The 24802-nt window shown below is 74.4% G+C and carries 21 protein-coding genes, 1 tRNA gene and 1 pseudogene; 12 read left to right on the top strand and 11 right to left on the bottom strand.

Translation table 11 applies throughout. From position 1 onward, the window contains the following. Positions 1 to 96: 96 nt before the first annotated feature. Positions 97 to 1188: an ABC transporter ATP-binding protein gene (locus MCAG_RS12305; RefSeq protein ID WP_007073299.1), complete on the bottom strand. Its 1092-nt coding sequence runs from the start codon at positions 1186 to 1188 to the stop codon at positions 97 to 99. Positions 1189 to 1550: 362 nt separating this feature from the next. On the opposite strand from MCAG_RS12305, the gene MCAG_RS12300 reads away from it, so the two are divergent. From MCAG_RS12300 to MCAG_RS33645, 4 genes are all read left to right on the top strand, one after another. Beyond that, positions 1551 to 1627: transfer RNA gene (locus MCAG_RS12300), tRNA-Thr, on the top strand. 62 nt (positions 1628 to 1689) lie between these two features. Continuing rightward, positions 1690 to 2088 (top strand): helix-turn-helix domain-containing protein, encoded by a 399-nt coding sequence (locus tag MCAG_RS12295; protein ID WP_036373221.1) that lies wholly within the window; start codon positions 1690 to 1692, stop codon positions 2086 to 2088. Positions 2089 to 2123: 35 nt separating this feature from the next. After that, positions 2124 to 2543 carry a VOC family protein gene (locus MCAG_RS12290; RefSeq protein WP_050777940.1) on the top strand — a complete coding sequence of 140 codons (420 nt, stop codon included), beginning with the start codon at positions 2124 to 2126 and terminating at the stop codon, positions 2541 to 2543. Positions 2544 to 2706: 163 nt separating this feature from the next. Next, the gene (locus tag MCAG_RS33645) at positions 2707 to 4290 is read left to right on the top strand and encodes a serine/threonine-protein kinase (RefSeq protein WP_232290141.1); all 1584 of its coding nucleotides are present in this window, start codon (positions 2707 to 2709) and stop codon (positions 4288 to 4290) included. A gap of 141 nt (positions 4291 to 4431) precedes the next feature. Here the strand turns inward: MCAG_RS33645 and MCAG_RS12280 are convergent, their stop codons facing one another. The 4 genes from MCAG_RS12280 to MCAG_RS12265 form a co-directional block, all read right to left on the bottom strand. Further along, on the bottom strand, positions 4432 to 4875 hold the full coding sequence (locus tag MCAG_RS12280) for an HNH endonuclease (RefSeq protein ID WP_036373219.1): 444 nt from the start codon (positions 4873 to 4875) through the stop codon (positions 4432 to 4434). Positions 4876 to 5096: 221 nt separating this feature from the next. After that, positions 5097 to 6311 (bottom strand): hypothetical protein, encoded by a 1215-nt coding sequence (locus tag MCAG_RS12275; RefSeq protein WP_232290140.1) that lies wholly within the window; start codon positions 6309 to 6311, stop codon positions 5097 to 5099. Between the two features lie 152 nt (positions 6312 to 6463). Then, the gene (locus MCAG_RS12270) at positions 6464 to 7990 is read right to left on the bottom strand and encodes an FAD-dependent oxidoreductase (protein ID WP_007073293.1); all 1527 of its coding nucleotides are present in this window, start codon (positions 7988 to 7990) and stop codon (positions 6464 to 6466) included. 88 nt (positions 7991 to 8078) lie between these two features. Next, positions 8079 to 8561 (bottom strand): MSMEG_6728 family protein, encoded by a 483-nt coding sequence (locus MCAG_RS12265; protein ID WP_007073292.1) that lies wholly within the window; start codon positions 8559 to 8561, stop codon positions 8079 to 8081. 87 nt (positions 8562 to 8648) lie between these two features. Between MCAG_RS12265 and MCAG_RS12260 the strand changes: the two genes are divergently transcribed. Further along, the gene (locus tag MCAG_RS12260) at positions 8649 to 10445 is read left to right on the top strand and encodes an NAD-binding protein (RefSeq protein ID WP_007073291.1); all 1797 of its coding nucleotides are present in this window, start codon (positions 8649 to 8651) and stop codon (positions 10443 to 10445) included. On the opposite strand, the gene MCAG_RS12255 is transcribed toward MCAG_RS12260, so the two are convergent. Next, entirely contained in the window at positions 10432 to 11685 is a 1254-nt protein-coding gene (locus MCAG_RS12255) for an APC family permease (protein ID WP_007073290.1), read from the bottom strand. The genes MCAG_RS12260 and MCAG_RS12255 overlap by 14 nt on opposite strands. Next, positions 11655 to 12474, bottom strand: a pseudogene (locus MCAG_RS30635) (phosphatase PAP2 family protein). Before MCAG_RS30635 ends, MCAG_RS12255 begins: the two are co-directional and overlap by 31 nt. A 78-nt stretch (positions 12475 to 12552) precedes the next feature. On the opposite strand from MCAG_RS30635, the gene MCAG_RS12250 reads away from it, so the two are divergent. Next, positions 12553 to 13776: a DUF4032 domain-containing protein gene (locus tag MCAG_RS12250; protein ID WP_007073288.1), complete on the top strand. Its 1224-nt coding sequence runs from the start codon at positions 12553 to 12555 to the stop codon at positions 13774 to 13776. A gap of 59 nt (positions 13777 to 13835) precedes the next feature. Here MCAG_RS12250 and nagA read toward each other — a convergent pair whose 3' ends face one another. From nagA to MCAG_RS12235, 3 genes are read right to left on the bottom strand one after another with little or no spacing between them, the layout of a single operon-like run. Next, positions 13836 to 14945, bottom strand: coding sequence for an N-acetylglucosamine-6-phosphate deacetylase (gene nagA / locus MCAG_RS12245; protein ID WP_007073287.1), 1110 nt, complete (start codon positions 14943 to 14945; stop codon positions 13836 to 13838). 34 nt (positions 14946 to 14979) lie between these two features. After that, the gene (locus tag MCAG_RS12240; protein WP_007073286.1) at positions 14980 to 15954 is read right to left on the bottom strand and encodes an ROK family protein; all 975 of its coding nucleotides are present in this window, start codon (positions 15952 to 15954) and stop codon (positions 14980 to 14982) included. After that, positions 15951 to 16880, bottom strand: coding sequence for an SIS domain-containing protein (locus tag MCAG_RS12235; protein ID WP_007073285.1), 930 nt, complete (start codon positions 16878 to 16880; stop codon positions 15951 to 15953). The genes MCAG_RS12240 and MCAG_RS12235 overlap by 4 nt, the downstream gene beginning before the upstream one ends. 195 nt (positions 16881 to 17075) lie before the next feature. On the opposite strand from MCAG_RS12235, the gene MCAG_RS12230 reads away from it, so the two are divergent. From MCAG_RS12230 to MCAG_RS12205, 6 genes are all read left to right on the top strand, one after another. Beyond that, positions 17076 to 17861: a DeoR/GlpR family DNA-binding transcription regulator gene (locus MCAG_RS12230; RefSeq protein ID WP_007073284.1), complete on the top strand. Its 786-nt coding sequence runs from the start codon at positions 17076 to 17078 to the stop codon at positions 17859 to 17861. 238 nt (positions 17862 to 18099) lie between these two features. After that, positions 18100 to 19023 carry an ATP-binding cassette domain-containing protein gene (locus MCAG_RS12225; protein WP_198141736.1) on the top strand — a complete coding sequence of 308 codons (924 nt, stop codon included), beginning with the start codon at positions 18100 to 18102 and terminating at the stop codon, positions 19021 to 19023. Beyond that, positions 19020 to 20042 carry an ABC transporter permease subunit gene (locus MCAG_RS12220; RefSeq protein ID WP_007073282.1) on the top strand — a complete coding sequence of 341 codons (1023 nt, stop codon included), beginning with the start codon at positions 19020 to 19022 and terminating at the stop codon, positions 20040 to 20042. Before MCAG_RS12225 ends, MCAG_RS12220 begins: the two co-directional genes overlap by 4 nt. Before the next feature lie 126 nt (positions 20043 to 20168). Then, positions 20169 to 20651 carry a DUF3263 domain-containing protein gene (locus MCAG_RS12215; RefSeq protein ID WP_036373216.1) on the top strand — a complete coding sequence of 161 codons (483 nt, stop codon included), beginning with the start codon at positions 20169 to 20171 and terminating at the stop codon, positions 20649 to 20651. A gap of 264 nt (positions 20652 to 20915) precedes the next feature. Next, positions 20916 to 21785 (top strand): hypothetical protein, encoded by an 870-nt coding sequence (locus MCAG_RS12210; RefSeq protein ID WP_036376948.1) that lies wholly within the window; start codon positions 20916 to 20918, stop codon positions 21783 to 21785. 125 nt (positions 21786 to 21910) lie between these two features. Next, a complete protein-coding gene (locus MCAG_RS12205) occupies positions 21911 to 22420 on the top strand; it encodes a GNAT family N-acetyltransferase (protein ID WP_007073279.1) in 510 nt (169 codons plus the stop codon). A gap of 75 nt (positions 22421 to 22495) precedes the next feature. Here MCAG_RS12205 and MCAG_RS12200 read toward each other — a convergent pair whose 3' ends face one another. After that, the gene (locus MCAG_RS12200) at positions 22496 to 24778 is read right to left on the bottom strand and encodes an AAA family ATPase (RefSeq protein WP_036373214.1); all 2283 of its coding nucleotides are present in this window, start codon (positions 24776 to 24778) and stop codon (positions 22496 to 22498) included. Positions 24779 to 24802: the final 24 nt, after the last annotated feature.

Here is a 24802-nt window from a genome sequence, read left to right as displayed (position 1 = left end):
CCGCCGCATGTCCAGCCAGTCACGGGTACGACGTCACCGGTACGACGAAAAGGGCGGCCCGCCACCCGGCGGACCGCCCTTTTCGTGCTGGCTACGTCAGATCCGCTTGCCGGTGATGGCGTGGAAGACGTGGGTACGGCCGGTGCGCGGCTTGACGAACACGGTGTCGCCCATGTTCGGCATGGTGCGCCGGTCGGTGCGGACCACGAAGCGCTCGTTGTGGCCCTCCAGCGCGGCGTGGCCGTACACGTTCGCGTCGGAGCCCAGGTCCTCGACCAGCTCGACCACGACGGGCATGCCGCCCTCGGTCGGGCTGACCAGGTCGCAGTCCTCCGGGCGGAAGCCCACGGTGATCTTGCCGTTGCCGCCCTCGGCTTGGGCCGCCTCGGTCTGCTCGCGGGTCAGCGGAATGGTCATCTCGGCGAACGCCGCGCCCTGCTCGGTGAACGGCACGGTCTTGATGTTCATGGCCGGGGAGCCCATGAAGCCCGCGACGAAGACGTTGGCCGGGGTGTCGTAGAGCGCCCGGGGGGTGTCCACCTGCTGGAGAACGCCGTCGAGCATGACCGCCACCCGGTGGCCCATGGTCATGGCCTCGACCTGGTCGTGGGTGACGTAGACCGTGGTGATGCCGAGCTTCGCCTGCAGCGACGCGATCTGGGTACGGGTCTGGACCCGGAGCTTGGCGTCGAGGTTCGACAGCGGCTCGTCCATGAGGAAGACCTGCGGCTCGCGGACGATCGCCCGGCCCATCGCGACCCGCTGGCGCTGACCGCCGGAGAGGGCCTTCGGCTTGCGGCCGAGGTACTCCTCCAGCTGGAGCAGCCCGGCCGCCTCCTTCACCCGCCGGTCGATCTCGTCCTTCGGGGTCTTGCGCAGCTTGAGCGCGAACGCCATGTTCTCGTACACCGACATGTGCGGGTAGAGCGCGTAGTTCTGGAAGACCATCGCGATGTCGCGGGCCTTCGGCGGCAGGTGGGTGACGTCGCGGTCGTCGATGTAGATCGCGCCGTCGTCGACGTCCTCCAGGCCGGCGAGCATGCGCAGGCTGGTGGACTTGCCACAACCGGAGGGACCGACCAGGACCAGGAACTCGCCGTCCCCGATCTGGAGGTCGAGTTGGTTCACTGCGGGACGCTCGGTGCCCGCGTAGACGCGGGACGCCTTCGCGTAGGTGACCGTAGCCATGCTGGAGCGCTTCCTTTCACCGGCAGGAACGTGCCGGACGATCCGAGTGAAGGAGCGACCGGCGTCGTGTGACGCCGGCCATCGGACGACACGCCGGGCAGCCGGGGCAGCCAGATGTCATCCGCGTCACTGCACGGTAAACGGGTTTTCGTAACCTGCCAAGACATGAGGCATCGGGTGGGACGGACGGCGCACACATTCCGGGCACTCGGGCACAGCCGGGCATCAATCTCCGCACGATTCCGCCGGGGCGGCGACGAACGGGGGACTTCGAGGTCGGGAAGATTGCGTTTTCCGTGCTCGGAGGGCCTGCCGAGGGCGATGTTCGCAGCTCTGTCGCTTATGCTGACCACGCACGATCCGCCCCTGTAGCTCAGCTGGCCAGAGCACTCGCCTTGTAAGCGAGATGTCGCCGGTTCGATCCCGGCCGGGGGCTCCACTGTTTCACCGGTGTCCCGGGTGGCGGGATATCCCGCCACCGATGGGTTGGACGGGAGTGGGATGAGCCGCGCCGTGGAGGAGTCCAACCGGGCGATGTTGCGCGCCCGCGACGCCATGGACCGGGCGTACGCGGAGCCGTTGGACGTCCCCGCCCTGGCCCGGATCGCGCACGCCTCGCCGGCGCACTTCATCCGCACCTTCCGCGCCACCTTCGGCGAGACCCCGCACCGTTACCTGCAACGCCGTCGGGTCGAGCGCGCCATGTACCTGCTCACCCAGACCGACCGGGACGTCACCGACATCTGCTTCGCGGTGGGGTTCGCCAGCCTCGGCACGTTCAGCCGGACGTTCCGGCAGATCGTGGGCGAGTCGCCGACGGCGTACCGCCGGGGCCGGGCCCCGACCGACGTGCCGGCCTGCTTCACCAAGGCCTGGACGCGACCCAGCAGTTTTGGATAAGCGCCAGGCCAGGGCGGTCGCCTAGCGTCTTGGGCATGACGATGAACGCGATCAGCCGCTCCCAGATCTACGTGCTCGACCAGGACGAGGCGCTCGACTTCTACGTCGGCAAGCTCGGCATGGAGGTCAACACCGACGCCGACCTCGGCTTCATGCGCTGGCTGACGGTGAACCTCCCGGGCGACCCGGAGCGGGAGATCCTGCTGGAGAAGCCCGGGCCGCCGGCCCTCGACCCGGCGACGGCCGAGCAGGTCCGGGAGCTGCTCACCAAGGGCGCGCTGGGCGGCTACCTCTTCATGACCACCGACGACGCGCAGAAGACGTACGAGGATCTCGTCGCCAAGGGCGTGGAGGTCACCGACGAGCCGACCGAGCGCCCGTACGGTATCGACTTCGGCATCCGGGACCCGTTCGGCAACAAGATCCGCATCGGGCAGATGTTCCCGCGCGGCTGAGCCGGCGGGCGCCGGGAGTAGGCGGGCCGCCGTCGACGACGGTCTGCTCGCTCGTACTCCTACGCTCGCGCACCGGTCGAGCCGGCCCGCGCGGCGGCGGTGACCTGCCCGATCGGGGCCCGACCGGCTGGTGTGGTGGGGCCTGTGCTGGCACGCTGTGCCCGTGCAGATCGATCAATTCCTCAACGGCCGGTACCGCCTGGGAGATCGCATCGGTAAGGGCGGCACGTCGGTGGTCCACCGGGCCTACGACGAGCTGCTGGAACGCGACGTGGCAATCAAGGTGCTGCTCGGCTCCGACCGGGCCGCCCGTCAACGCATCCGCGCCGAGGCCAGGGCCGCCGCCCGGCTGTCCCACCCCAACGTCACCAACGTCTACGACTACGGCGAGGCGATGACCCGCAGCGGGGAGTATGCGCCGTACGTGGTGATGGAGCTGCTACCCGGCCCCACGCTGGCCCGGCGGCTCGAAGACGGGCCGCTGCCGGCGGTGGAGGGGTTGCGGATCTGCGCCGAGGTCGCCGCCGCGCTCGCCGCGGCGCACGAGCGGGGCCTGGTGCACCGCGACGTCAAACCGGCCAACGTCATGCTCACCCCGTCCGGGGCGAAGGTGGTCGACTTCGGCACGGCCGCCGCCGTCGGTCAGCCGGAGATCGACTTCGACGGCCAGCTGCTGGGCACCCCCGCATACCTGGCGCCGGAGCGGCTCGACGCCGGGGAGGTGGTGCCCGCCTCCGACGTCTACGCGCTCGGGCTGCTCGTCCACCTCGTGCTCACGGAGCGGTTGCCGTGGAAGACCGACACCCCCACCCAGATGTTGCGGGCCCACGTCTACGTCGAGCCGATGCCCCTGCCACCGCTCGACGGCGTGCCGGCCGAGGTGGTCGACCTGTGCCGGCGCTGCCTCGCCAAGGACCCGGCCGACCGGCCGTCGGCCGGGGAGGCGGCGGCACGGCTGGCGGAGGTGGTCACCCGGATGCGGGCCGAGGCGGCGGACCGGCCCCGGGTTGCTGCCGCCCGGCCCGGCGGCCCGGCCGCCGCAGCGGGCGCGGGCGGCGGTGCCCCCGATCGGCCCGGCGGCGCGGGCGGTGCCGGGGCGGAGGCCGGCACCGGCGACGCGAGGCGTGGAGCGGCGCTGGCGTCGCGGCGGCGGTACCGGGCCCTGGTAGTGGTCGGCGGCGCGTTGGTCATCGCCGTCGCGGCGGCCGGCCCGCTCGCCGACTCGTCCCGTCCGCACCGGCCCGGCACGTCCGGTCTGACGGCGTCGGCGGTGCCCTCCGCCCACGGCACCGTCGCCCCCGTCGACGGGAGCCGGCCCACCGGTGGACTCGACCTGCCCGGCGGGGGCGGCGGATCGGTCCGCCCCGGCGAGCCGGTTCGCAGCCCGAGCCCGGGTGGCGGCTCCCGGAGCCCGTCGGCTCCCGGGAGTCCGGGCGGGTCACCGACGGCTGCGGCCCCGTCCTCGTCCGCCCCGGGCTCCGGCGGCCACACGGTCCAGCCGACTCCCGCCGAGCCGCCAGCGGTCGCGGTGCACGCGAGCGGCGGCACCGTCCGGATCGCCTGCACGGGCAAGACCGCGGCGGTGACGTCGACCGCGCCGGCGGACGGCTACCAGGTCGAGGAGCACGTGCCCGGACCCACCCGGGAGGTCCGCGTCGTGTTCGGTTCCGCCACCCACGCGAGCGAGGTCAGGGCGAGCTGCGCCAACGGCAAGGTGGTGCCGAAGGTACGGGAGATAGAGCGCTGACCATGCCGCCATCGGCCCGGAAGGCAGGGGGGCCGGCCGGGCATCCGGCTCCACCGGGTGCGGTGCCCGGCCGGGGCCGGCGGGTGCCGCGCCCGGGGCGTACACCCCGGACGCGGCCCCCCGTTCCCGCCGGCCGGCCGGTCACCGTACCGCCAGCGACGCCCAGCTCGGGACGGCCGGTTCGTGCCGCAGCGGCATGCCCGCCTCGGCCGGCGTCCGGTCGCCCTTGCGCTGGTTGCACGCGTAGCAGGCGGCGGTGGTGTTGCGCCAGGTGTTCCGGCCGCCCCGCGAGCGGGGCAGGACGTGGTCGATGGTGCTGGCCGGCCCGCCGCAGTAGGCGCAACACCGGTCGTCGCGGCGCAGCACGCCCGCCCGGGACCAGGCCGGCCCGGCGCTGAACCGCCAACGGGTCACCACGTACCGGACGAGGCGGACCACCCGGGGGACCGGGAAGATCCCGATCACCTGGTCCGGCTCGGCCTCGTGGATCTCGGCGACCCGCCGGCAGAGCATCCGGATCGCGTGCTGGACGGTGACCCGGTGCAGCGGGCCGAGGTCGGCGTTGATGACGAGGACGGCGTCCACCGGGTTCTCCTTCCGGGGCTGACGGTGGGGCCGGGCCGGACAGCGAAGTGCCGCCCGGTCCGGCGGGAACGGGCGGCCGACGCGTGCGGGCACGCGTCAGCCGGGCCCCCCGTCCCGGGGCGCGACGAATCGGCAACCGTCGACGGGTGGCATCGACGACACGCCTCTGACGTGCGACAACGACATGTCTGTCTCCCGGTTGTCTGGTTGGCCTGGCGCGATCACGGTAGGTCGGCGGGGGCGAGGCCGGCAACGTATTTCGATCCTCCGGCGACCTGACCCGGGTGGCGCTGCCGCCGGGTCCGGGCGGCGGCCCGCGCGTTGGCCAGCGGCCCGTCGACCCGGTCCGCCATCCGCACGGTCAGCTCGCCGTCCAGCAGCGGCCGGTTCACCTCGCCGGCGACCGCGAGGGTCGGCCCGGACACCGTCCGCCAGATCGCGGTCAGCCCGGCGCCCAGCCCGACCAGGGCGACGGCCGCGCGGGTGGTGGGGGAGCCGGCCGCCGCGGCGGCGCTCACCCCGACCACCGCGAACAGCACCGCCAGCAGCGGTACGAGCACCGGCCAGAAGATCCCCCGGGCCGCCTGCACGACCAGCTTCCGATCCCGGATGATCACGTTCCGGGCGACGACCGCGTAGTCCTCCTCGTCGAGCAGGTCCCGGGGGTGCAGCCCGCCGGTAAGCACGTTGCGCCACAGGTCGCCCTGGTTGCGCAGCTCGCGGGCCAGCTCGTCGAGGCTCGCCTCGGCGGGGTCGCCCACCCGGGCCCGGGTGACCGCGTCGGCCCACGCCCGCAGCGACCGGCGCACCACCGGGGCCGAGTAGGGCGGCAGCACGGTCGCCAACTCGTCGAGCCAGCGGCTGATTTCGTGCTGCCGGCCGGCGAAGCGCCACGGCACCTGCTCGGCGTCGCCGTGCCGGACGGTGTCGGCCAGCGACCGGCCGAGCCGGTACGCCAGTCCCACCCGGTGATTCGTCGCCATGGCCCAGCGCAGCAGGTCCACGTTGAGGTCGTCCAGGGCGAGCAGGACCGCCGCCATCTCGGCGGGTGGGACCGCCCGGACGGCGGCGGTGGACGGCGCGGTCCCGCCGGTACGGGTCAGCGCGGCGATCTGGGCGATCGCCACGTCGACCCCGTCGAGATACATCCGCAGCCGCCGCCGGCTGGACATCCCGGTGAGGTTGGTCAGCTTCGCCGGCGGTCCATCCGGGCGTCGCTCGTGTGCCGACAGGTCGGCGGTCTGCGTGTGGTGGTACGCGTCGGCCATCCACCAGCCCAGCCGGAGCGCCGTCACGACGCAGCCCCGCTCGTCCCGGAGCGGCCCGTACGCGTCGTCGTCCCGGTGGCCGTACTCGCCGTCGTCCGTCCTCGGCCCGCCGGCCGCGTGGTTGCCCGTGGGCCCGCCGGCCGCGTCACGCCGGTGCACTGTCGACACCCCGTCCGACCTCCCTGCCCGCTCCTGCCGGCGTCGCCGGGCATGCATCGATCATATGAGCCAATTGTTTGCTTTGTGGGGAATTGTGACGCAGGGGCCACCCTGACGCCGCAACCATCGAGGTGTGACAGACGAAGGCCGAACCGACCCTCCTACCAACGGGCCAGCAGGCCGCGGGGGCGGATCGAGTGGACCGGCTCGGCCGCCCCGCCCTCGGCGCGCAGGATGTGGTTCGCGGCGACGATCCCCGTCGCCGCGGACCGCTCCATCAGGGCGCTCGGGAAGTCCGTGCGGATGCCGTCGCCGGCCAGGTACAGGCCCTCGGCGTCGGTGCGCACCCCCGGCCGCCGGGCGTGACTGCCCGGGGTGAACGCCGGGGCCCGCGCCTCCACCCGGGCCCGCAGCTCGCGCACCCGCAGCCGGGCCGCCTCCGGCCACAGCGTCACCAGCTCGGCCCGCATCCGCTCGGCCAGCTCGTCCGCCGGCACGCCCGGCGCGCAGGCGTACGCGTGCAGCTCCAGCACCGAGCCGCCGGTGCGCTGCGCCCAACGGCGGGACTCGTTCTCCAGCCGGTGGTACAGGGTCACCGAGTCCAGGGTGGGCTGCCGGGACACCCCGCTGAACACCGCCCGGCCGGCGTCGACGTCCCCGTCGCACCAGTACCGTGCGACCGCGTACGGCGGGCCGGGGGTGCCGAACGCGGGCATGGCCGCCACCAGTTCCGGCGCGGCCCCGGCCAGCACCGGCGAGGCGGCGACCAGGGTGGCCAGGGCGGGCGGGTCGACGGCGAGCACCACGTGTCCGGCCGGGTACGCCGTGCCGTCGTCGGCGCTCACCCGCCAGCCGTCGGGGCCACGGTCCAGCCGGGTCGCGGCCCTGCCGGTGCGCACCCGCCCGCCGTGCTTGTCGACGTGCCGGGCGAGCGGCTGCCAGATGGCGGTGCCGTAGTCCTCGTCGGGGCAGTCGAACGCCAGTCCCTCCGGGTTGCCGAGCAGGTAGAAGTGGAACTGGGCGATCATCTCGGCCGCCGACATCTCCGCCTCGTGGTTGAAGAACGAGTGGGAGAAGACCTCGAACAACATCGCCCGGGCCCGGTCCGGCAGCCGCAGCGAGTCCAGCAGCTCGTCGGCGGTGGTGCTGTCGAACTCGGCGTACGTGCGCACCGGGTCGTAGGTCAGCAGCGGCAGCGCGGCGTCCCGGTCCATCGCGCGTAGGTCGGCCAGGCGCAGGCTGGGGCTGCGCAGCAGCAGGGCCAGCAGGTTGGCCGGCGGGGCCGGCGGGAGCCGCCCGAACTCCTCCGTCGGCCAGTCGGCGTTCAGGATCGGGTAGCCCGGGACAGGCCGGAGGAACCGCAGCCCCGGGTCGATCCGGCGCAGGATGGACCGCCAGTTGTAGTACTGCCGGAAGAAGGCGTGGAAGCCGTGCTCGTTCGTCTGGGTGCCGTCGGTCAGTTTTTCCGGCCACGCGCCGAGCCGGCCGCCGAGGGTCGGGGCGGCCTCCAGCACGGTCACCCGCACCCCGCGCTCGGCGAGCACCACCGCCGCCGACATGCCGGCGATCCCGCCACCGACCACCACGGCCTTCACCTGGCGCGGCACGTGGCGGGTGCCACCGCCGCCCGGGTTCACCACGTGCTCCCGTGCACCGAGGAGGCGACCCGCCAGCCGAGACAGTGCCATGCGCCCCAGTCTGCCGCAGGTGCAAGCAAGGGCCCCCTGTTAACGCCTGAGGTAGAGAAGGGTCCCCTTCTCACATCCCCCGAGGGCCTCAGCGCACGGAGCAGCGGCGCTCGCGGTCGGAGGCGGGCCAGACGTACTCCAGGTCTGGCTCGACGTCGCCGAACAGGGGGCGGTAGTGGTCCGGATCCTTGCGCAGCAGCGACGAGCGGTGGCTGCGGTGCAGGTCGTCGCGGCCCAGCCAGGGCGGCAGCTCACCGGCGTCGGCCAACTCCGCCTGGACGCGTACGGTGCGCACGCCGCAGGCGGCGGCGAGATCGGCGGCCAGCGTCGCCGCGCAGGTGTCGGCCCGTCCCGGCTCGCTCCACACCGCGCAGACGTCCAGCCCGTAGCGGACCAGCGCCTCCTCGTACCCGGCCCACATCCGCACCGCCGGGTGGTTGCGCCAGCCGTACCCCGGCCGGGTCAGCCCGCGCAGCACCTGGATGGCCTCCACCCGCTGTTTGCCGAGCCGCCGGGGGTCCAGCGCCCGCGCGCTGGCCAGGAAGTCCGGGTACGGCAGGAAGGTCTGCATCCCGTCGCTCTACCCGCCCCCGGGCGTGACATTCGTTCATGATCGCGGGGCTGCGCGGCCTGTCGGCCGCTGACTACGATTCGGCGCATGGCGGAGCCCCTGCGTGACCGCGCGCGTCGCGCGACCAGCTGGCGGCTGCGGATGAACGGGGAGATTCGTCCGCATTACGTCGTCTGCGGGTCGGACCCGCTGGCGTACTGGGTGGTGCGTGCGCTGCTCGCCACCGAGCTGGAATCCGGCCGCCCGCGGATCACCCTGGTGGTGCCCGAGCGCCGCCGCTCCGACGGCCCGGACGGGCGCGACGTTCCCGGCATCCAGGTCGTGCGGGCCGACCGGCTCGACGAGGTGACGTTTCGCCGGGCCGGGCTGGCCGGCGCGGACGGGCTGGCGCTGCTGCACCAGGACGACGTCGGCAACATGCACGCCGCGCTCTGCGCGCAGGAGGTGGAGCCCCGGCTGCGGCTGGTGGTCCGCATGTTCAACACCAGCCTCGCCAACGGGCTGCGGCAGCTCTTCCCCGACTCGGCGGTGCTCTCCGACGCCTCCATGGCCGCCCCCGCGTTCGTGGCCGCCGCCCTCGGCGAGGTCGCCCCGACCCACTTCCGGCACGCGGGGCGCACCCTCTACGTGGCCCGCCGCGCGGACGTCCGCCCCACGGACGTGGTGTGCGGGGTGGCCGACACCCGGGATCCGGCCCGGACCCGGGTCCTGCCCGCCGACGAGACGACGGCCGACGTGGTGCTGGCCGAGGCGACCGGGCAGCCGCCGGGCACCGAACTGGCCGCCCGCCGGCTGGTCCGCGCCCGCCGCCGTCGGCAGCCGGTCGTCGTGCTGCTCCGGGCGGTCCGCAGCTTCGCCACCCGCAAGATCGGGATCGCGGTGCTGGTGCTGCTGGCCATCATCGCCGCGCTGGGCTGGCTCAACGCCCGGGCCGCGAACGTGGGCTGGGCCGACGCGCTCTACCTCACGGTGGTCACCACGCTCACGGGCGAGGACCCGGATGTCGCCAAGCCCGTGGCCGCCCAGGTCATGCAGGTGGTGCTGAACCTGGCCGGGCTGGCGTTGATCCCGCTGATCACGGCCGTGGTCGTCGACGGGATCGTCAACGCCCGGTTGGCCCTGCACGCCGGCCGGATCCAGCCCGCCCGGTCGGGGCACGTCGTGGTGGTCGGGCTGGGCAACATCGGCACCCGCGTCATGGCCCAACTGCACGACTTCGGCGTCGAGGTGGTGGCCATCGACAAGGACCCGGACGCCCGGGGCGCGTCGCTGGCTCACCGGCTCGGCGTGCCGCTGGTGGTCGGCGACGCCGGGCGGGAGGAGACGCTGCGGTCGGCGTCCGTCGAGACCTGCCAGGCCCTCGTCGTGGTCTCCACCGATGACGGGGTGAACCTGCGGGCCGCGTTGAACGCGCGGGGGCTCGACCCGGACCTGCGGGTGGTGCTGCGCCTGTTCGACGGCGACTTCGCCGAGCGCATCCAGAAGGCGTTCGGCATCGGCATCTCGCGCAGCGTGTCGTACCTGGCCGCGCCGGCGTTCGCCGCCGCGCTGCTGGACCGGGCGGTGATCGCCACCATTCCGGTGGGCCGGCACGCGCTGCTGGTCACGGAGGTCCAGGTGGCCGCGGGGTCGCCGCTGGACGGCCGCCCGTTGGCCGCCGTGGCCCACCCCGGCGCGGTACGCCTGCTCGCGCACGCCCGCGCCGGCCAGAAGGCGAACTGGTCGGCCGACCCCCGCCTGGTGATCACGGCCGGGGACTGGCTGACCGTGGTGGCCCGCCGGGCGGGGCTGACCGCCCTGCTGCGCGAGACCACCCCGCCCCCGCCAGAGCACCCGCCCGCCACCCCGGCCGGCCCACCACCGCCCCGGGTCAGCGAGGAGTAGCGGGGCGCAGCGCGTACCAGGCGGCGCCGAGGGCGAGTACGCCGAACCCGGCGAGGACGCTGGCCGGGGGCAGGCTGACCGCGAGCGCCACGCAGCCGACCAGCCCCAGCGCGGCGAGCAGCCGCAGCGGCAGCCGGCGGCCCGGGTCCCGGCCCAGGGTGAGCGCCGCCGCGTTGGTGATCGCGTAGTACACCAGCACCGTGCAGCTGGAGAAGCCGATCGCCCCGCGTACGTCGCCGACGAGGACCACGGCCGCCACCACGGCGGCCACCGCCAGTTCGGCCCGGTGTGGCACCCGGTGCACGGGGTGCACCGCGGCCAGGCCGGCCGGCACGTCCCGGCGGCGGGCCATCGCCAGCAGGGTTCGGCCTACCCCGGCGAGCAGGGACAGCAGCACCCCGGTCACCGCCACCGTCGCCCCGGCCCGGACCACCCAGGCGAGGCCGGGCAGCCCGGCCAGGGTCACCACGTCGGCCAGGGGCGCGGTGGAGGCGGCCAGCCGCTCGGGGCCGAGCACGCCGAGCGCCATCACCGCCAGCACCAGGTAGATCACCAGCACCAGGCCGAGCGCCAGCGGCACCGCCCGGGGGATCGTCCGCTGCGGGTCGCGTACCTCCTCGCCGAGGGTGGCGATCCGGGCGTACCCGGCGAAGGCGAAGAAGAGCAGCCCGGCGGCGGCCAGCACACCATGCGCTCCGGTGCCGCCGGGGGCAGCGGGGCCGGCGATGCGGCCCGCGTCGAAGCCGCCGCCGAGCAGGCCGGCCCCCGCGACCAGGGCCAGCACCGCCAGCACCACGCCCACCAGGGCCTTCGTGGCCGTCGCGGTCTTGCCGATGCCACGCAGGTTCACGGCGGTCACCGCCGCGACGGCGACGACGGCGACGACCCGGGCCCGCCCCGGCCAGAGGTACGCCCCGACGGTCAGCGCCATCGCCGCGCAGCTCGCCGTCTTGCCGACCACGAAGCCCCAGCCGGCCAGGAAGCCGGCGAACGGGCCCAGCCGCTCCCGGCCGTAGACGTACGTGCCGCCGGACTCCGGGTAGCGGGCCGCCAGCCAGGCCGAGCTGGTCGCGTTGCAGAACGCAACGAACCCGGCGAGGGTCAGCGCCACCAGCAGCCCCGCGCCGCCGGCCGACGCCGCCGCCGGGGCGAAGACCACGAAGACGCCCGCGCCGAGCATCGACCCCAGACCGACGACCACCGCATCGGCTACGCCCAACCGCCGCGCCAGCCGCTCCATGGCCCGAACCCTAGGGTGTCGCGGTGAACAGCGCGGGGACGGTCCCAGCCCGCCAGCCGCCGGCGGGGCAGCGGCACGTCGTCCCATGGCACCCGGTGCAGCAGCCGGTCCAGGACGAGGCCCAGCAGCAACCCGGCCACCGAGTCGGTCAACCAGTGCCACCCCAGGTAGGTGGTGGTGCAGAGCACGACGGCCCGGCGGAACCAGCCGGACGACGGTGACCAGCCGGGGCGGGACGGTCCGGCCGAAGCTGGCCAGCAGCGGCGTCAGCAGCAGCGCGACGACCCCGTACCAGACGATCGCGTTGGCGACGTGGCCCGACGGGTAGGACTGGGCGAACCGCACCGGCAGGTCGTGCTGAAACAGCGGCAGGGTCGCCTCGGGGGGCAGGAACGGCTCCTTGACGCTGGCGCTCGGCGCGGGCCGGGCGGTCCACACCTTCAGCGGACCGATGGTGAGGTAGGTGAACCCGAAGGCGAGCACCGGCGGCAGCACCGGGCGCACCGATCGCACCCGGCGGGCCAGCAGCACCCCCATGCCCAGCGCGATCAGGGTCAGCGGGGTGCCCTGACCCAGGTAGTTGAGCACCACCGCGACCCAGTACGCCGCGGCGGGCCGGTGCGCCTCGGCCCAGTCGGCGACCGCGCGGTCGACGCCGAACAGCCGGTCGGCGGCCAGCGCGACCGTCAACCCGACCAATCCGGCGAGCAGCAGCAGATCGCACCACCAGCCGGCCGGGCGCACCGGCCTGAACTGCACTTTCCGCCGTACCGTCTGGGTTTCGCGCACGCGACCACGCTACCGGGCCGCCGTTTTCCCGCTGTGGGGCGAGCCACGATGGGGAGCGCTCCGGCGGGGTGACCCGTCATGCTGGTCGGCGTGCGGATCACCTCTGCCCTCGTGGACCCGGCGCTGCTCGACCTTCCCTGGTCGACCCCGCTTGAGGAGTGGCCTGCCGAGCACCTGGTGGCGCTGCCCCAGGGCATCTCCCGGCACATCGTCCGCTTCGTCCGTCTCGGCGGGTACGTCTACGCGGTGAAGGAGACCGGCGAGCGGGTCGCCGAGCGGGAGTACGACCTGCTGCGGGCGCTGGAACGGATCGACTTCCCGTCGGTGGAGGCGGTGGCCATCGTCGCCGACCGGCAGACCGACGACGGCGAGCCGCTGGACCCGGTGCTGATCACCCGGCATCTCCAGTTCTCCCTGCCGTACCGGGCGCTGTTCTCCCGCACGCTGCGCCCGGAGACGATGGGCCGGCTGCTCGACGCCCTCGCCGTGCTGCTGGTCCGGATGCACCTCACCGGCTTCTTCTGGGGCGACTGCTCGCTGTCGAACACCCTGTTCCGCCGCGACGCGGGCGCGTTCGCCGCGTACCTGGTGGACGCCGAGACCGGGGCCCTGCGCAACTCCCTGTCCAACGGCCAGCGCGGCGAGGACCTGGAGATCGCCCGGGTCAACATCTTCGGCGAGGCGCTCGACCTCCAGGCCGCCGGCCTGCTGCACGACTCGATCGACCCCGAGGTGGTGTGCGAGGAGGTCGTGCAGCGCTACGAGCGGCTCTGGCACGAGATCACCTACGAGCAGCAGGTCGAGCGGGAGGCCCGGCACGACATCGAAGGCCGGATCCGCCGCCTCAACGAGCTGGGCTTCGACGTGGCCGAGGTGGCCCTGTCCACCATCCCCGACGGGCGGTACCTGGTCCGGCCCAAGGTGGTCGACGCGGGCTACCACCACCGCCGGCTGCTTCGCCTGACCGGCCTCGACGCCGAGGAGAACCAGGCCCGCAAGCTGCTCAACGACCTCGACGCGTACCGGGCGGAGAGCGACCTGACCGACGAGCAGCAGGCCTCCCACCGCTGGCTCACCGAGGTGTTCGAGCCGGTGGTCCGGGCGGTGCCGGCGCACCTGCGGCGCAAGCTGGAGCCGCAGGAGTTGTTCGCCCAGATCATCGAGCACAAGTGGCTGGCCTCCGAGCGGGCCGGCCGGGACGTGGGCATGCGGCACGCGGTCCAGTCGTACCTCGCCGACGTGCTGGTGCACCGCCCCGACGAGCAGGCCGTCCTCGGCGTCGAGGTCGACGCCCTGCACTGACCCGCTGGGAGCCGCGCCGTCGGGCCGCCCGAGCGGGGCCCGGCGGCCGGCCCGGGGCGTCACTTGATCCAGGAGCCGCCGCGCATCACCCGGATCACGTTCAGGTCGTCGTCGAGGACGACCAGGTCGGCGCGGAGGCCGACCTGGAGCGCGCCGACCTGGTCGCCGAGGCCGATGGCGCGGGCCGGGGTGGTGGCCACCATCCGGCAGGCGTCCGCCATCGGGACGCCGGCGTGCACGGCGTGCCGCAGGGCGGCGTCCATCGTGAGCGTGCTGCCGGCGATCGCCCCGTCGGCGGCCAGCCGGGCCACCCCGTCGGCGACGGTGACGGTCTGGCCGCCCAGCTCGTACTCGCCGTCGGGCATGCCGGCGGCGGACATCGCGTCGGTGACCAGGGCGACCCGTTCGGGGCCGGCGGTGGCGGTGACGAAGGTGAGCATCTTGTCGTGCAGGTGTACCCCGTCGGCGACCAGCTCGCATACCACGTTCGGGGTGTCCAGCAGGGCCACGACCGGGCCGGGCTCGCGGTGGTGCATCGGGCGCATGCCGTTGAACAGGTGGGTGCCGACGCTCGCGCCGGCCGCCACGGCGGCCCTGGTCTGGTCGTACGTGGCGTCGGTGTGACCGACGGCCGCGACGACCCGGTGTGCGGTGAGCAGCTTGATCGCCTCCAGCGCGCCGTCCCGCTCAGGGGCCAGGGTGACCATCCGCACCGCGCCCCCGCCCAGTTCGATCAGCTCGGCCAACTCGTCGACGGCCGGGTCGCGGAGGAACTGTGGGTTCTGCGCGCCGCACCGGGCCGAGGAGAGGTACGGCCCCTCGAAGTGGACGCCGGCCAGCGTGCCCTCCTCGACGAGCGGCCGGAACGCGGTCGTCGCCGCCCGCATCAGCTCGAACGGCGAGCTGACCAGGCTGGCCAGCATGGTGGTGGTGCCGTGCCCGAGGTGGAAGGCCGCCGCCTGCCGGGCGGACTCGGCGTCGCCGGTGGTGTAGGTGTGCCCGCCACCGCCGTGGGTGTGCATGTCCACGAAGCCGGGCACGATCCAGTGCCCGTCACGTATCGACGGGTACTCGGCGACGGCGGTGATCCGGTCGCCGTCGAGTTCCACGCAGCCCTGCCGGATCACGCCGGTCGGGGTCACCACCTTGCCGTTCACCCGCAGGGTCATCATTTTCTCCAGGTGTGTGAGGCGGGCAGGTCGATCAGCGGGCGTCGAGCGCCAGCAGGGCGGCGCCGAGGCAGCCGGCCCCGTCGCCCAGGGCCGCCGCGGCCAAGCGCGGCTGGCGGTGGAACGTCATCCGCTCGCGCAGCGCGGCACGCAGCGGGTCGAACAGGCGGGGACCGGCTTGGGCCAGACCGCCGCCGACGACGACGGTCTGCACGTCGAACAGGGCCTGGCCGGTGGCCAGCCCGTCGGCCAGTGCCTCTACCGCCTCCGCCCACACGCGGGCGGCGACGGCCTCCCCGGCGGCGGCCCGGTCGGCCACCTCGGCGGCGCTCACCGCCGCGCCGGTCTTCTCCGTTCCGCCTGTCGCCACGCCGCCTGTCGCCGCGCCGGTCGTGGCCGCGTCGAGGGCCTCCGCGTACCGGCGGGCGATCGCCGAGGCGGAGGCCACCGCCTCCAGGCAGCCGTCGCGCCCGCAGCCGCAGCGCGGCCCGCCGGGGCGTACCAGGATGTGGCCGATCTCCCCGGCGGCACCGTGAGCGCCGGTGGCGGCCGACCCGTCGACCACGTGGGCGGCGGCGATGCCGGTACCGACCGCGACGAAGAGCACGTGCCCGGTGCCCCGGCCCGCGCCGAGCCGGGCCTCGGCGAGGCCGCCGACGCGCACGTCGTGGCCGAGCGCCGTGGGCAGCCCGAGCCGCGCCGTCGCCAGGTCCCGCAGCGGTACGTCCCGGAAGCCCACGTTCGCCGACCAGACGGCCACCCCGGCGGGCTCGTCGACGACGCCGGGCACGGCGATACCGAGCGCGACGGGGTCGAGCCCGTCGGCGCGGGCCTTGCCGGCCAACCCGTCGGCGACGTCGAGGATCGTCTCGATGACCGCGTCCGGGCCCCGGCCCGCGTCGGTCGGGTGCCGCTCGGTGTGCACGGCGGTGCCGTCCGGGCGGACCAGCGCGCACTTCATGCCGGTGCCGCCCACGTCCAGCGCGACGACGACATCGGCTGGGCTCACGCGAGGACCACGGAGCGGGTCAGGTGTCGGGGCGCGTCGGGGTCCAGGCCGCGGCTGGTGGCCAGGGCGACGGCGAACCGCTGGGCGAGGATCAGGTCGGCCATCGGGTCGACCGGGGTGCGCCCGGCCGCCCAGCTCGTGAGCACGGCGCGGCAGCCGTGGGTGCGGCTGTGCACGAAGGCGGCCCCGGTGGCGGCGACGTCCTCGGCCAGCCCTTCGGGGATGTCGCCGAACGCCCAGACCAGCCGGCCCGGTGCGGCCACCGAGATCGGGCCGTGCCGGTAGTCCATGGCCGGGTACGCCTCGGCCCAGAAGGTGGCCGCCTCGCGGCACTTGAGCGCCGCCTCCTGGGCCAGCCCGATGGTCCAGCCCCGGCCGAGGAAGGTGACCTGCTCGATCCGGGCCGGGTCGATCGGCAGCGGGGCCCGGACGGCGACCTCAGCGTCGGCGGAGAGCGCGGCGAGGTTGTCGCCGAGGTGGGCGCGGAGCAGGGCCAGCGCGGTGGTGGCGAACCGGGTCTGCACCACGGATCGCTCGTCGGCGAACGGCATGGCCACCACGGCGGAGGCGATTTCCACGGCGGGGGAGGTCGGGTCGCCGACGATGACGGTGGTGGGGACCTGGCCGCGCAGCGCGGCGAGCAGCTCCAGCACCTCGGTGGTGGTGCCGGAGCGGGTGATGGCGATCAGCCGGTCGTAGCGGCGGCCCGTCGGGAACTCGGAAGCCTGGAACGCGTCGGTCTCGCCCTGGCCGGCGGTCTCGCGCAGCCCGGCGTACGCCGCCGCCATGAACCACGACGTGCCGCAGCCGACGACGGCGACGCGCTCCCCGGGGCGCGGCAGGTGCTCGGCGACCGTGGGGGCCAGCAGCGCTGCCTCCCGCCAACAGTCGGGTTGACTCGCGATCTCCGCGGGCACGAACGCCATGAGAACTCCCCACTAGGAGGTCGTGCGCAATACGGCGCAATAAGGCCGCCTTTCGCGCGTTATTCTGCGCGAAGTCGCGCGCCTCTGGCAACCGGCTCCCCGATCGCGCAGAGCGGAGTTTTGCACCAGCGTAGTTTCGCGCACTACTGTGCACGCAATCAATCACCCTTCGTGCAGCCCAGTGGAGGCCCCGCGGTGGACCGGTACGCCCGATGGAACGCCCTGCTGGAGATGCTCACCGACAGCGGCCGGGTGAGCGTGGAGGAGGCCGCCGGGCGGCTGGACGTCTCCCAGGCCACCATCCGGCGCGACTTCGACCAACTCGCCCAGCAGCAGATGATCATCCGGACCCGGGGCGGCGCGGTCGCCAACGGCGTCTCGTACGACCTGCCGCTGCGTTACAAGACCGCCAAGCACTCGGCCGAGAAGCAGCGGATCGGGGCCGCCGCCGCCGCGCTGGTCTCCCCGGGCACCGTGGTCGGCCTCAACGGTGGCACCACCAGCACGGAGGTGGCCCGCGCGCTGGCCGTCCGGCCCGACCTGAACACCAGCGCCGAGGGGGCCCAGCTCACCGTCGTCACCAACGCGCTCAACATCGCCAACGAGCTGCTGGTCCGCTCCCGGATGAAGGTGGTGGTGGCCGGCGGCGTGGTCCGGCCCAAGTCGTTCGAACTGGTCGGCCCGCTGGGCGGGGCGCTGCTGCGCGAGGTCACCCTCGATGTCGCCCTGCTCGGCGTGGACGCGATCGACCCGCAGCTCGGCGCTGCCGCCCACCACGAGGGGGAGGCGGCGATGAACAACCTGATGGTGGCGCGGGCGAAGCGAGTGGTGATCATCGCGGACTCGTCCAAGCTGGGTGGGCACGCGTTCGCCCGGATCTGCCCCGTCGACCGGGTGGAAACCCTGGTCACCGACTCGGGCGCGAACCCGGAGGTGGTGGAGGCGTTCCGCATGGCGGGCGTCCACGTCATCACCGCCTGAGGTGCAAGGAGGGGCCCCCTGTTGACGCCTCTGGTGGAGAAGGGGCCCCCTCACGCAGCGTGACGCGCCCGACTGCATACCCGGTATTGCATCCTTCTGCATACCGCGTATGGTGTGCGTCGTTCACCGTACTCATCGGGGGAGGCGCAGCTTGTCGGCTGTCCTGGAAATAGAAGGTCTACGCAAGACGTACAAGAGTCGCCGTCGGGGGGTTCGACACGCCCTCGACGGCTTCGACATGCTGGTCGAGCAGGGGCAGGTGCACGGCTTCCTCGGTCCCAACGGATCGGGCAAGACCACCACCCTGCGTACGCTGCTCGGGCTGATCCGGCCCAACGGCGGCCGGATGGCCATCCTCGGGCAGGAGGTGCCCGCCGCCCTGCCCGCCGTGGTCAATCAGGTCGGCGCGATCGTCGAAAGCCCGCAGTTCTTCCCGCACTTCACCGCGCGTGACACCCTGTCGCTGCTGGCCGGGGCGGGCGAGGTGCCGCAGACCCGGGTTGACGAGGTGCTGGAGTTGGTCGGCCTGCGCGACAGGGCCGGCGAGCGGGTCAAGACGTACTCGCTCGGCATGAAGCAGCGGCTCGCGGTCGCCTCCGCGCTGCTCAAGAAACCGAAGCTGCTCATCCTCGACGAGCCCGCCAACGGCCTCGACCCCGGTGGCATCCGGGAGATGCGCACGCTGACCCGGGACCTGGCCGCCTCCGGGATGACCGTGCTGCTCTCCAGCCACATCCTCGGCGAGATCCAGCTCATCTGCGACTCGGTCACCATCATCTCGCTCGGTCGCCGGGTCGCCTTCGGCCCGGTCGACCAGGTGCTCGCCGAGCACTCCGGCGGGGCCGTGCGGGTCCGGCTGGAGGCGGTCTCCGACCTCCCGGCGGCGGCCGACGCGCTCAGCCGGGCGGGCGTGGCGGTGACCGCCCACCACGACCACCTGATGCTCACCGGCGTCGAGAAGCCGGCCCAGGTGAGCCGGATCCTCGCCGGCCAGGGCCTGTACGTCAGCGAGCTGGCCCCCGTCACGGTCGACCTGGAGAGCGTCTTCCTGGAGCTGACCGCGACCGCCCCCGTCCCGGGGCAGCACCGCCAGGTCGACCAGTCCACGAAGGTCGGTGACGCGGGTCAGCCCGGCGTCGCCGGAGGAGGTTGGGGCGCATGAGCCTCTATCGCACGGAGCTGCGCCGGCTGGGCAAGCGGCGCTTCGCCCGCTGGGCGACGTTGCTCGGCCTGCTGGTGCTCGGGGCCGTCCTCGTCGGGGTCTTCTTCACCAATCAGAAGATCGGCCCCGACCAGCTGGCCGCCGCCCAGCAGAAGGCCGAGCAGGAGTACCAGCAGCAGGTGCGCTGGGCCGAGGCGGAGCGCAAGTCCTGTGAGCAGGCCAAGGCATCCGGTCAGGACCAGCAGGACGGCCGGTACCCGCCGGACTGCGAGATGATCACCCCGCCGCCGCCGGAGAGCATCGAGGCGCAGTGGTTCCTGCCGTCGACGTTCGACTTCCGCGCGAGCTTCGAGGAGATGATCGTCACCTTCACCGCGATCCTGGCGCTGATCGGGTTCGTGATCGGTGCCTCCTTCGTCGGCGCCGAGTGGAGCTCCGGCGGGATGACGAACCTGCTGCTCTGGCGGCCCCAGCGGCTCACCGTGCTGCTGACCAAGCTGGCGGCGCTGCTGACCGGGCTCGTCGGCGTGACCCTGGCCGCCGCGGCGGTGTGGACCGCGGGGTTCTGGACCGTCGGTACGCTGCGCGGCACCACCGAGAAGATGACGTCCGGGGTGTGGCAGTCGTTCGCGCTGACCGGGTTGCGCGGGCTGGTGCTGGTCGTGGTCGCCGCGACCCTCGGGTTCGCGCTGGCCTCGCTGGGCCGGCACACCGCGATGGCCCTCGGCGGGGCGATCGGTGCCGTCGTGGTCGGCCAGTTCGGCCTGGGCATCGTGATGTCGATGGCCGGGGCACGCTTCGTCGAGGCGTGGCTGCTGCCGACGTACGGGCTCGCGTGGATGACGAAGAAGGTCACCCTGGAGGACTGGGACTCCTGCAACACCTCCTCCCACTTCGGCGAGTGCAAGCCGGACACCTTCGACCTGACCTGGCAGCACGCGTCGATCCTGTTCTTCGTCGCGCTGGTGGCCGTCCTCGGCGCTGCGCTGGTCAGCATGCGCCAGCGGGACGTCGCCTGAGCAGTGGCACCGGGTGGCCCGGACCGCACCGCACGTCCGATGCGGTCCGGGTCCGCCCTGGTTAGGCTGGGGATCCCGGGTCGGCGGGCCCTCGCCGGCCCTTCGCACGCCCGCGTGAGGACCGCCATGCCGCCTGCCGACGCCGCCCCGGCCGCCACCGACCGGCCCGAGCCGGGGCACCCCGGTGGCCGGGAGGCCACGGGCACCCGGGAGGGCGTTGCCGTCCCTCCGCCCCGCTCCGCCCCGGAGTCCGCCACCCCCACCCCCACCGCGCCGGAGCCCGCCGCGCGCACCCCCACCGGGTCCGAGGCCGCCGGGAGTGACGCCGCAGCGCGCGAGGACGCCAGGCCCGAGGCCACCGGGCCGGTCGCCGCCGCCCCCGGCCTCACCGAGCGGGAGTTGCGCGTCCTCGCCTTCGAGCAGCAGTGGTGGCGGCACGCGGGGGCCAAGGAACAGGCGATCCGGGACGCCTTCGGCCTCTCCGCGACGCGTTACTACCAACTGCTCAACGGTCTGCTGGACAATCCGGCCGCGCTGGCCGCCGAGCCGGTGCTCGTCGGCCGGCTGCGCCGGTTGCGCTCCTCCCGGGCCCGTAACCGGCGGCGCTGACCCGGCACAATCGACCCCGTGCCGCTGTACCCGGTCCCGCGGTACCCGCTCGGGTGAATCCCGGTCACGGCGCGAGATCGGGCATGCGGCCCGCCTGGCGGGGTAGGCGGGCACCGGCGGAGGGAGCGGAGCATGGCGGCAACGCACGGGGGCGTACCGGCCGGGGACGCTCGACCCGGACGGACCGTGACGACCGGACAGGCGACCACCCCGGCGGAGGCGGCGGCCGCGCCGGGCACCCGCGCCGGGTCGACGGGGCCGACGATGCGGGTACGGTCGGCGTCCGCGCCGGCACCCGGCCGGGCCGTCAACGAGGACCTGGTCTTCCGGTTCGGTCCCCTGGTCGGGGTGCTGGACGGCGCGACCGTGCCGGAGGGCTTCGCCACCGGCTGCGTGCACGGGCCCGCCTGGTACGTCCGGCACCTCGCCGCCCGGATCGGGCTGGCCGCCGCCGCCCGGCCCGCGGCCACCCTGATGAGCACCCTCGCGGCGGCGATCCTGGCGGTACGGGCGGACCACGGCGGCGACTGCGACCTCGACCACCCCGGCACGCCCTCGTCCACCGCCTGCCTGCTGCGGTCGAGCGGCGAGGAGGTGGACTGGCTCGTGCTCTGCGACAGCCCGCTGGTGCTCGACGTCGGCGGCCGGGTGCGCGCGGTCACCGACGACCGGCTGGAGAACGCGGTCGCCGACCTGCGCCGGACGGCGTCCGCCCTGTCCGGGGACCGCCGAGTCCCCCCGGGTGGGGGCCCCGCCCCGGCCGGCGACGACGACCCGGTCACCCGGTTCCGGCGGGCCGTCGGGCTGCAGCGGGAGCGGATGAACCGCACCCATGGCTACTGGGTCGCCGCCGCCAACCCCGATGCCGCGTATCACGCGGTCACGGGCACCGAGTCGCTGCGCGGTCCGGGTGGGCTGCGCCGGGCGGCCCTGCTCACCGACGGCGCCTCCTGCGCCGTCGAGCAGTTCGGGCTGCTGGATTGGGCGGGGATGCTGGACCTGGTCACCGCCGAGGGGCCGGCCGTGCTGATCGACCGAGTCCGCGCCGCCGAGCGCGACCAGCCGGACCGGCTGCGCCGGCACAAGGCCACCGACGACGCCTCGGTCGTCCTGTGCGAGTTCGGTCCCGGCTGACCCGGATGACCGGCCGTCCCGGCCGTCCGCCGTCCGCCGTCCGACCGGCTCGTACCTGCTGTCGGACCGGTGGAGGAGAGGTAAAGGGTGGACTCGGGCGGGTGCGGGGCGGCAGACTTCGGCACGTGACGGGAACGTTCCGGTTGGAGCCGGTGAACGAGCGGAACCTGGAGCCGCTGCTCTCGGTGGCCGTCGCCGAAGCCGAGCCGGACGACGTGATGCCTCCGGTCGACGCGCCGGCCGGGTGGTCGCACGCCCGGCGGGAGGCGTTCCGGGACTACTACCGGACCGGCATGGCGGGCCTCGACGGCCCGACCCGCACCGCGATGTACGCGATCGTCGTCGGCGGCGAGGTGCTGGGCATGATCCGGATGACCCGCCGCACCGAGCCCGGGACGGTGGAGACGGGAATCTGGCTCGGCCGCTCCGCCCGGGGGCAGGGCGTGGGCGCGGCGGCCCTGCGCGAACTGCTCGACCTCGCGGCGGCGGCCGGGATGCACACGGTGGTGGCGGAGACCACCCGGGACAACGCCGGTGCCGTGTCCGTGCTCCGCAGGTGCGGCGCGAAGCTGATCGAGGACGGCGAGGCGGTGCGCGCCGAGATCTCCCTCGACGCCATCCCGCCCGCCCTCTGAGGCGGCCGGCACCGCTTCCGTAGCGCCTGCCGCCGGCCTCAGCGTGTGGCGTGGCCTGCAGCGTGTGGCGTGGCCTCAGCGTGTGGTGCGGGCCTCCGCGTACGCGGCCAGCCAGGCGACCTGGGCCGGGTCGAGAGACGGGCCGACCCGCCGCCTCGCCGCCTCGACGTGCCCCGCCGTGACCGTCGACGCGGTCAGCGACTCGCGCATCGCGGCGAGCGCCGCCTCCCGTACCAGCGCCGCGCAGTCCGCCGCCGAGAAGCCGTCCAGCCCGTCACCCAGCGCGGCGATGTCGACGTCGTCGGCGAACGGGACGTTGCGGGCGGCGGCGCGCAGGATCTCGGCGCGTGCCACCCCGTCCGGCGGCGGCACGTACACCAGCCGTTCCAGCCGGCCGGGACGCAGCAGCGCCGGGTCCACCAGGTCCGGCCGGTTGGTCGCGCCGACCACCACCACGTTGCGCAGCGACTCCACCCCGTCCAGCTCGGTGAGCAGGGCGGCGACCACCCGGTCGGTGGTGCCCCCGTCGCTGGCCTGGCCGCGTACCGGGGCGAGCGCGTCCACCTCGTCGAGGAAGATCAGCGTCGGGGCGGCCTCCCGGGCGCGACGGAACAGCTCCCGGACCGCCCGTTCGCTCTCGCCGACCCACTTCGACAGCAGCTCCGCGCCCTTCACCGAGAGCACGTTGGCCCGCCCCGACCCGGCCAGCGCGGTCACCAGGTACGTCTTGCCGCAGCCGGGCGGCCCGTAGAGCAGCACCCCGCGCGGCGGCTGCACGCCCAGCCGGGCGAAGGTGTCCGGGTAGGTCAGCGGCCACAGCACCGACTCGGTCAGCGTCTGTTTCACCTCGACCATGTCCCCGACGTCGTCGAGGGTGACGTCCGCCAGCTCCAGGGTGGACGCGGCCATCGTCGTCGGCCGGACCACCTCCAGGGCGGCGGTGAAGTCGCCCATCGCCACCGTCGGCGCGTCGGCCGACTTCTGCCGCAGCGCCGCCCGCACCCCGGCCTCCCGGACCAGTGCCGCCAGGTCGGCGGCGACGAATCCGGGGGTACGTCCGGCGACCTCGTCCAGCCGGACGTCCTCTGCCAGCGGCACCTGCCGGGTCAGCACGGTCAGCTGCTCCCGGCGCAGCGCCTGATCGGGCAGTGGCACGGTGATCCGCAGCGACAGCAGGTCCGGGGCGCGCAGCCCGGGATCGACCGCCTCGGGGCGGCTGGTCGTGCAGACGACGGCCACCCCGGCCCGGACGGTCTCGGCGAGCACCTGGCGGAACACCGTGGACACCGGGCCGGCGTCGTCGGCCGGGGCGAGTGCCTCCACATCGGTGACCAGCAGCACCGCGGGGCCGTTCCCGCGTACATCGTCGGCGGCGGCCCGCAGCCGCCGCGCCGCCGCGTCGTTGGTGAGCGCGGCCAGCTCGGGCGCCCAGAGCGGGCGGACTCGCGCGCCCACCCTGGCGGCGACCGCCCGGACCAGGGCGGACTTGCCCGACCCGGCCGGCCCGGCGACCAGCACCCCGAGCGACACCGTGGTGCCCAGCCGGCCCAACACCTCCCGGTGGTGGAACCCGAGGTCGAGCAGCTCGGTCAGCTCCTCGGCCTGCGCCCGCAGCCCCGGCAGCTCGTCCACGGCGGGCGCGGCGTCCGGCCCGGCGCTCTCGTGGGCCGCGTCGCCCCCGCCGCGCACGGCGGCGTCGGTCGCGGGGGCGGAGCCGGCGGCGCGGGTGGGGCCGGCGGAGCCGGCGGCGCGGGTGGGGCCGGCCGAGCCGGCGGCGCGGGTGACCGGCCCGTGCTCCCAGCCGACCACGGTGTCCATGGTGACCAGTGCGGCGACGTCCGGCTCGGCGGCGGCCACGGTGAGCAGGGTGCTCGTCCAGGCGTACCCGACGGTGGTGGACAGACTGTGCCGGGCCGCCGCAACGAGGGCGCGCACCGAGGCGTCCGGCAGCACGTCCTGCGGCAGCAGGGAGACGTCGTCCCCGGCGGTGACCACTTTGCCGAGCAGCGCGAGGCGGAGCATCTCCGGGGAGACCGCGGCGGTGACCTGGACCGGCCCGGTCAGGGTCACCCGGCGGGCCGGGATCACCGGCGCCCGGCTCACCGTCACCTGCCCGCCATCGCGTACCCCCAGGTTGCCCAGCAGTAGGTCGTCGGCGTAGAGCAGCGCCGTGCTCGCGGCCGGCCCGGCCGGCGCGACGATTCCGGCGGTCACCCGGCGGCCGGCGAGCCGCACCGGGTCGCCGGGCCGCAGCGCCAGCGCCGTCAGCACCTCCGGGTGCAGCCGGACCACGCCGCGCCGGCCGTCCAGCGCGGCCGGTCGCAGGCTGGCGACGAGGGTCAGGTCGGGTGCGGCCACCGCCCGAGGTTAGCCGCAAGGAGG

It is taken from the genome of Micromonospora sp. ATCC 39149 (assembly GCF_000158815.1).
Classification (GTDB): domain Bacteria; phylum Actinomycetota; class Actinomycetes; order Mycobacteriales; family Micromonosporaceae; genus Micromonospora.
The sequence above is the reverse complement of the archived record's forward strand: the minus strand, read 5'-3'. Positions and strand labels throughout refer to the sequence as shown.

Bases quoted from the DNA above. Each gene is read 5' to 3' on its own strand.
- MCAG_RS12305 (WP_007073299.1), bottom strand. From the start codon at position 1,188: ATGGCTACGGTCACCTACGCGAAGGCGTCCCGCGTCTACGCGGGCACC.
- MCAG_RS12295 (WP_036373221.1), top strand. From the start codon at position 1,690: ATGAGCCGCGCCGTGGAGGAGTCCAACCGGGCGATGTTGCGCGCCCGC.
- MCAG_RS12290 (WP_050777940.1), top strand. From the start codon at position 2,124: ATGACGATGAACGCGATCAGCCGCTCCCAGATCTACGTGCTCGACCAG.
- MCAG_RS12270 (WP_007073293.1), bottom strand. From the start codon at position 7,990: ATGGCACTGTCTCGGCTGGCGGGTCGCCTCCTCGGTGCACGGGAGCAC.
- MCAG_RS12265 (WP_007073292.1), bottom strand. From the start codon at position 8,561: ATGCAGACCTTCCTGCCGTACCCGGACTTCCTGGCCAGCGCGCGGGCG.
- MCAG_RS12260 (WP_007073291.1), top strand. From the start codon at position 8,649: ATGGCGGAGCCCCTGCGTGACCGCGCGCGTCGCGCGACCAGCTGGCGG.
- MCAG_RS12255 (WP_007073290.1), bottom strand. From the start codon at position 11,685: ATGGAGCGGCTGGCGCGGCGGTTGGGCGTAGCCGATGCGGTGGTCGTC.
- MCAG_RS12250 (WP_007073288.1), top strand. From the start codon at position 12,553: ATGCTGGTCGGCGTGCGGATCACCTCTGCCCTCGTGGACCCGGCGCTG.
- nagA (WP_007073287.1), bottom strand. From the start codon at position 14,945: ATGACCCTGCGGGTGAACGGCAAGGTGGTGACCCCGACCGGCGTGATC.
- MCAG_RS12235 (WP_007073285.1), bottom strand. From the start codon at position 16,880: ATGGCGTTCGTGCCCGCGGAGATCGCGAGTCAACCCGACTGTTGGCGG.
- MCAG_RS12225 (WP_198141736.1), top strand. From the start codon at position 18,100: ATGCTGGTCGAGCAGGGGCAGGTGCACGGCTTCCTCGGTCCCAACGGA.
- MCAG_RS12220 (WP_007073282.1), top strand. From the start codon at position 19,020: ATGAGCCTCTATCGCACGGAGCTGCGCCGGCTGGGCAAGCGGCGCTTC.
- MCAG_RS12215 (WP_036373216.1), top strand. From the start codon at position 20,169: ATGCCGCCTGCCGACGCCGCCCCGGCCGCCACCGACCGGCCCGAGCCG.
- MCAG_RS12210 (WP_036376948.1), top strand. From the start codon at position 20,916: ATGCGGGTACGGTCGGCGTCCGCGCCGGCACCCGGCCGGGCCGTCAAC.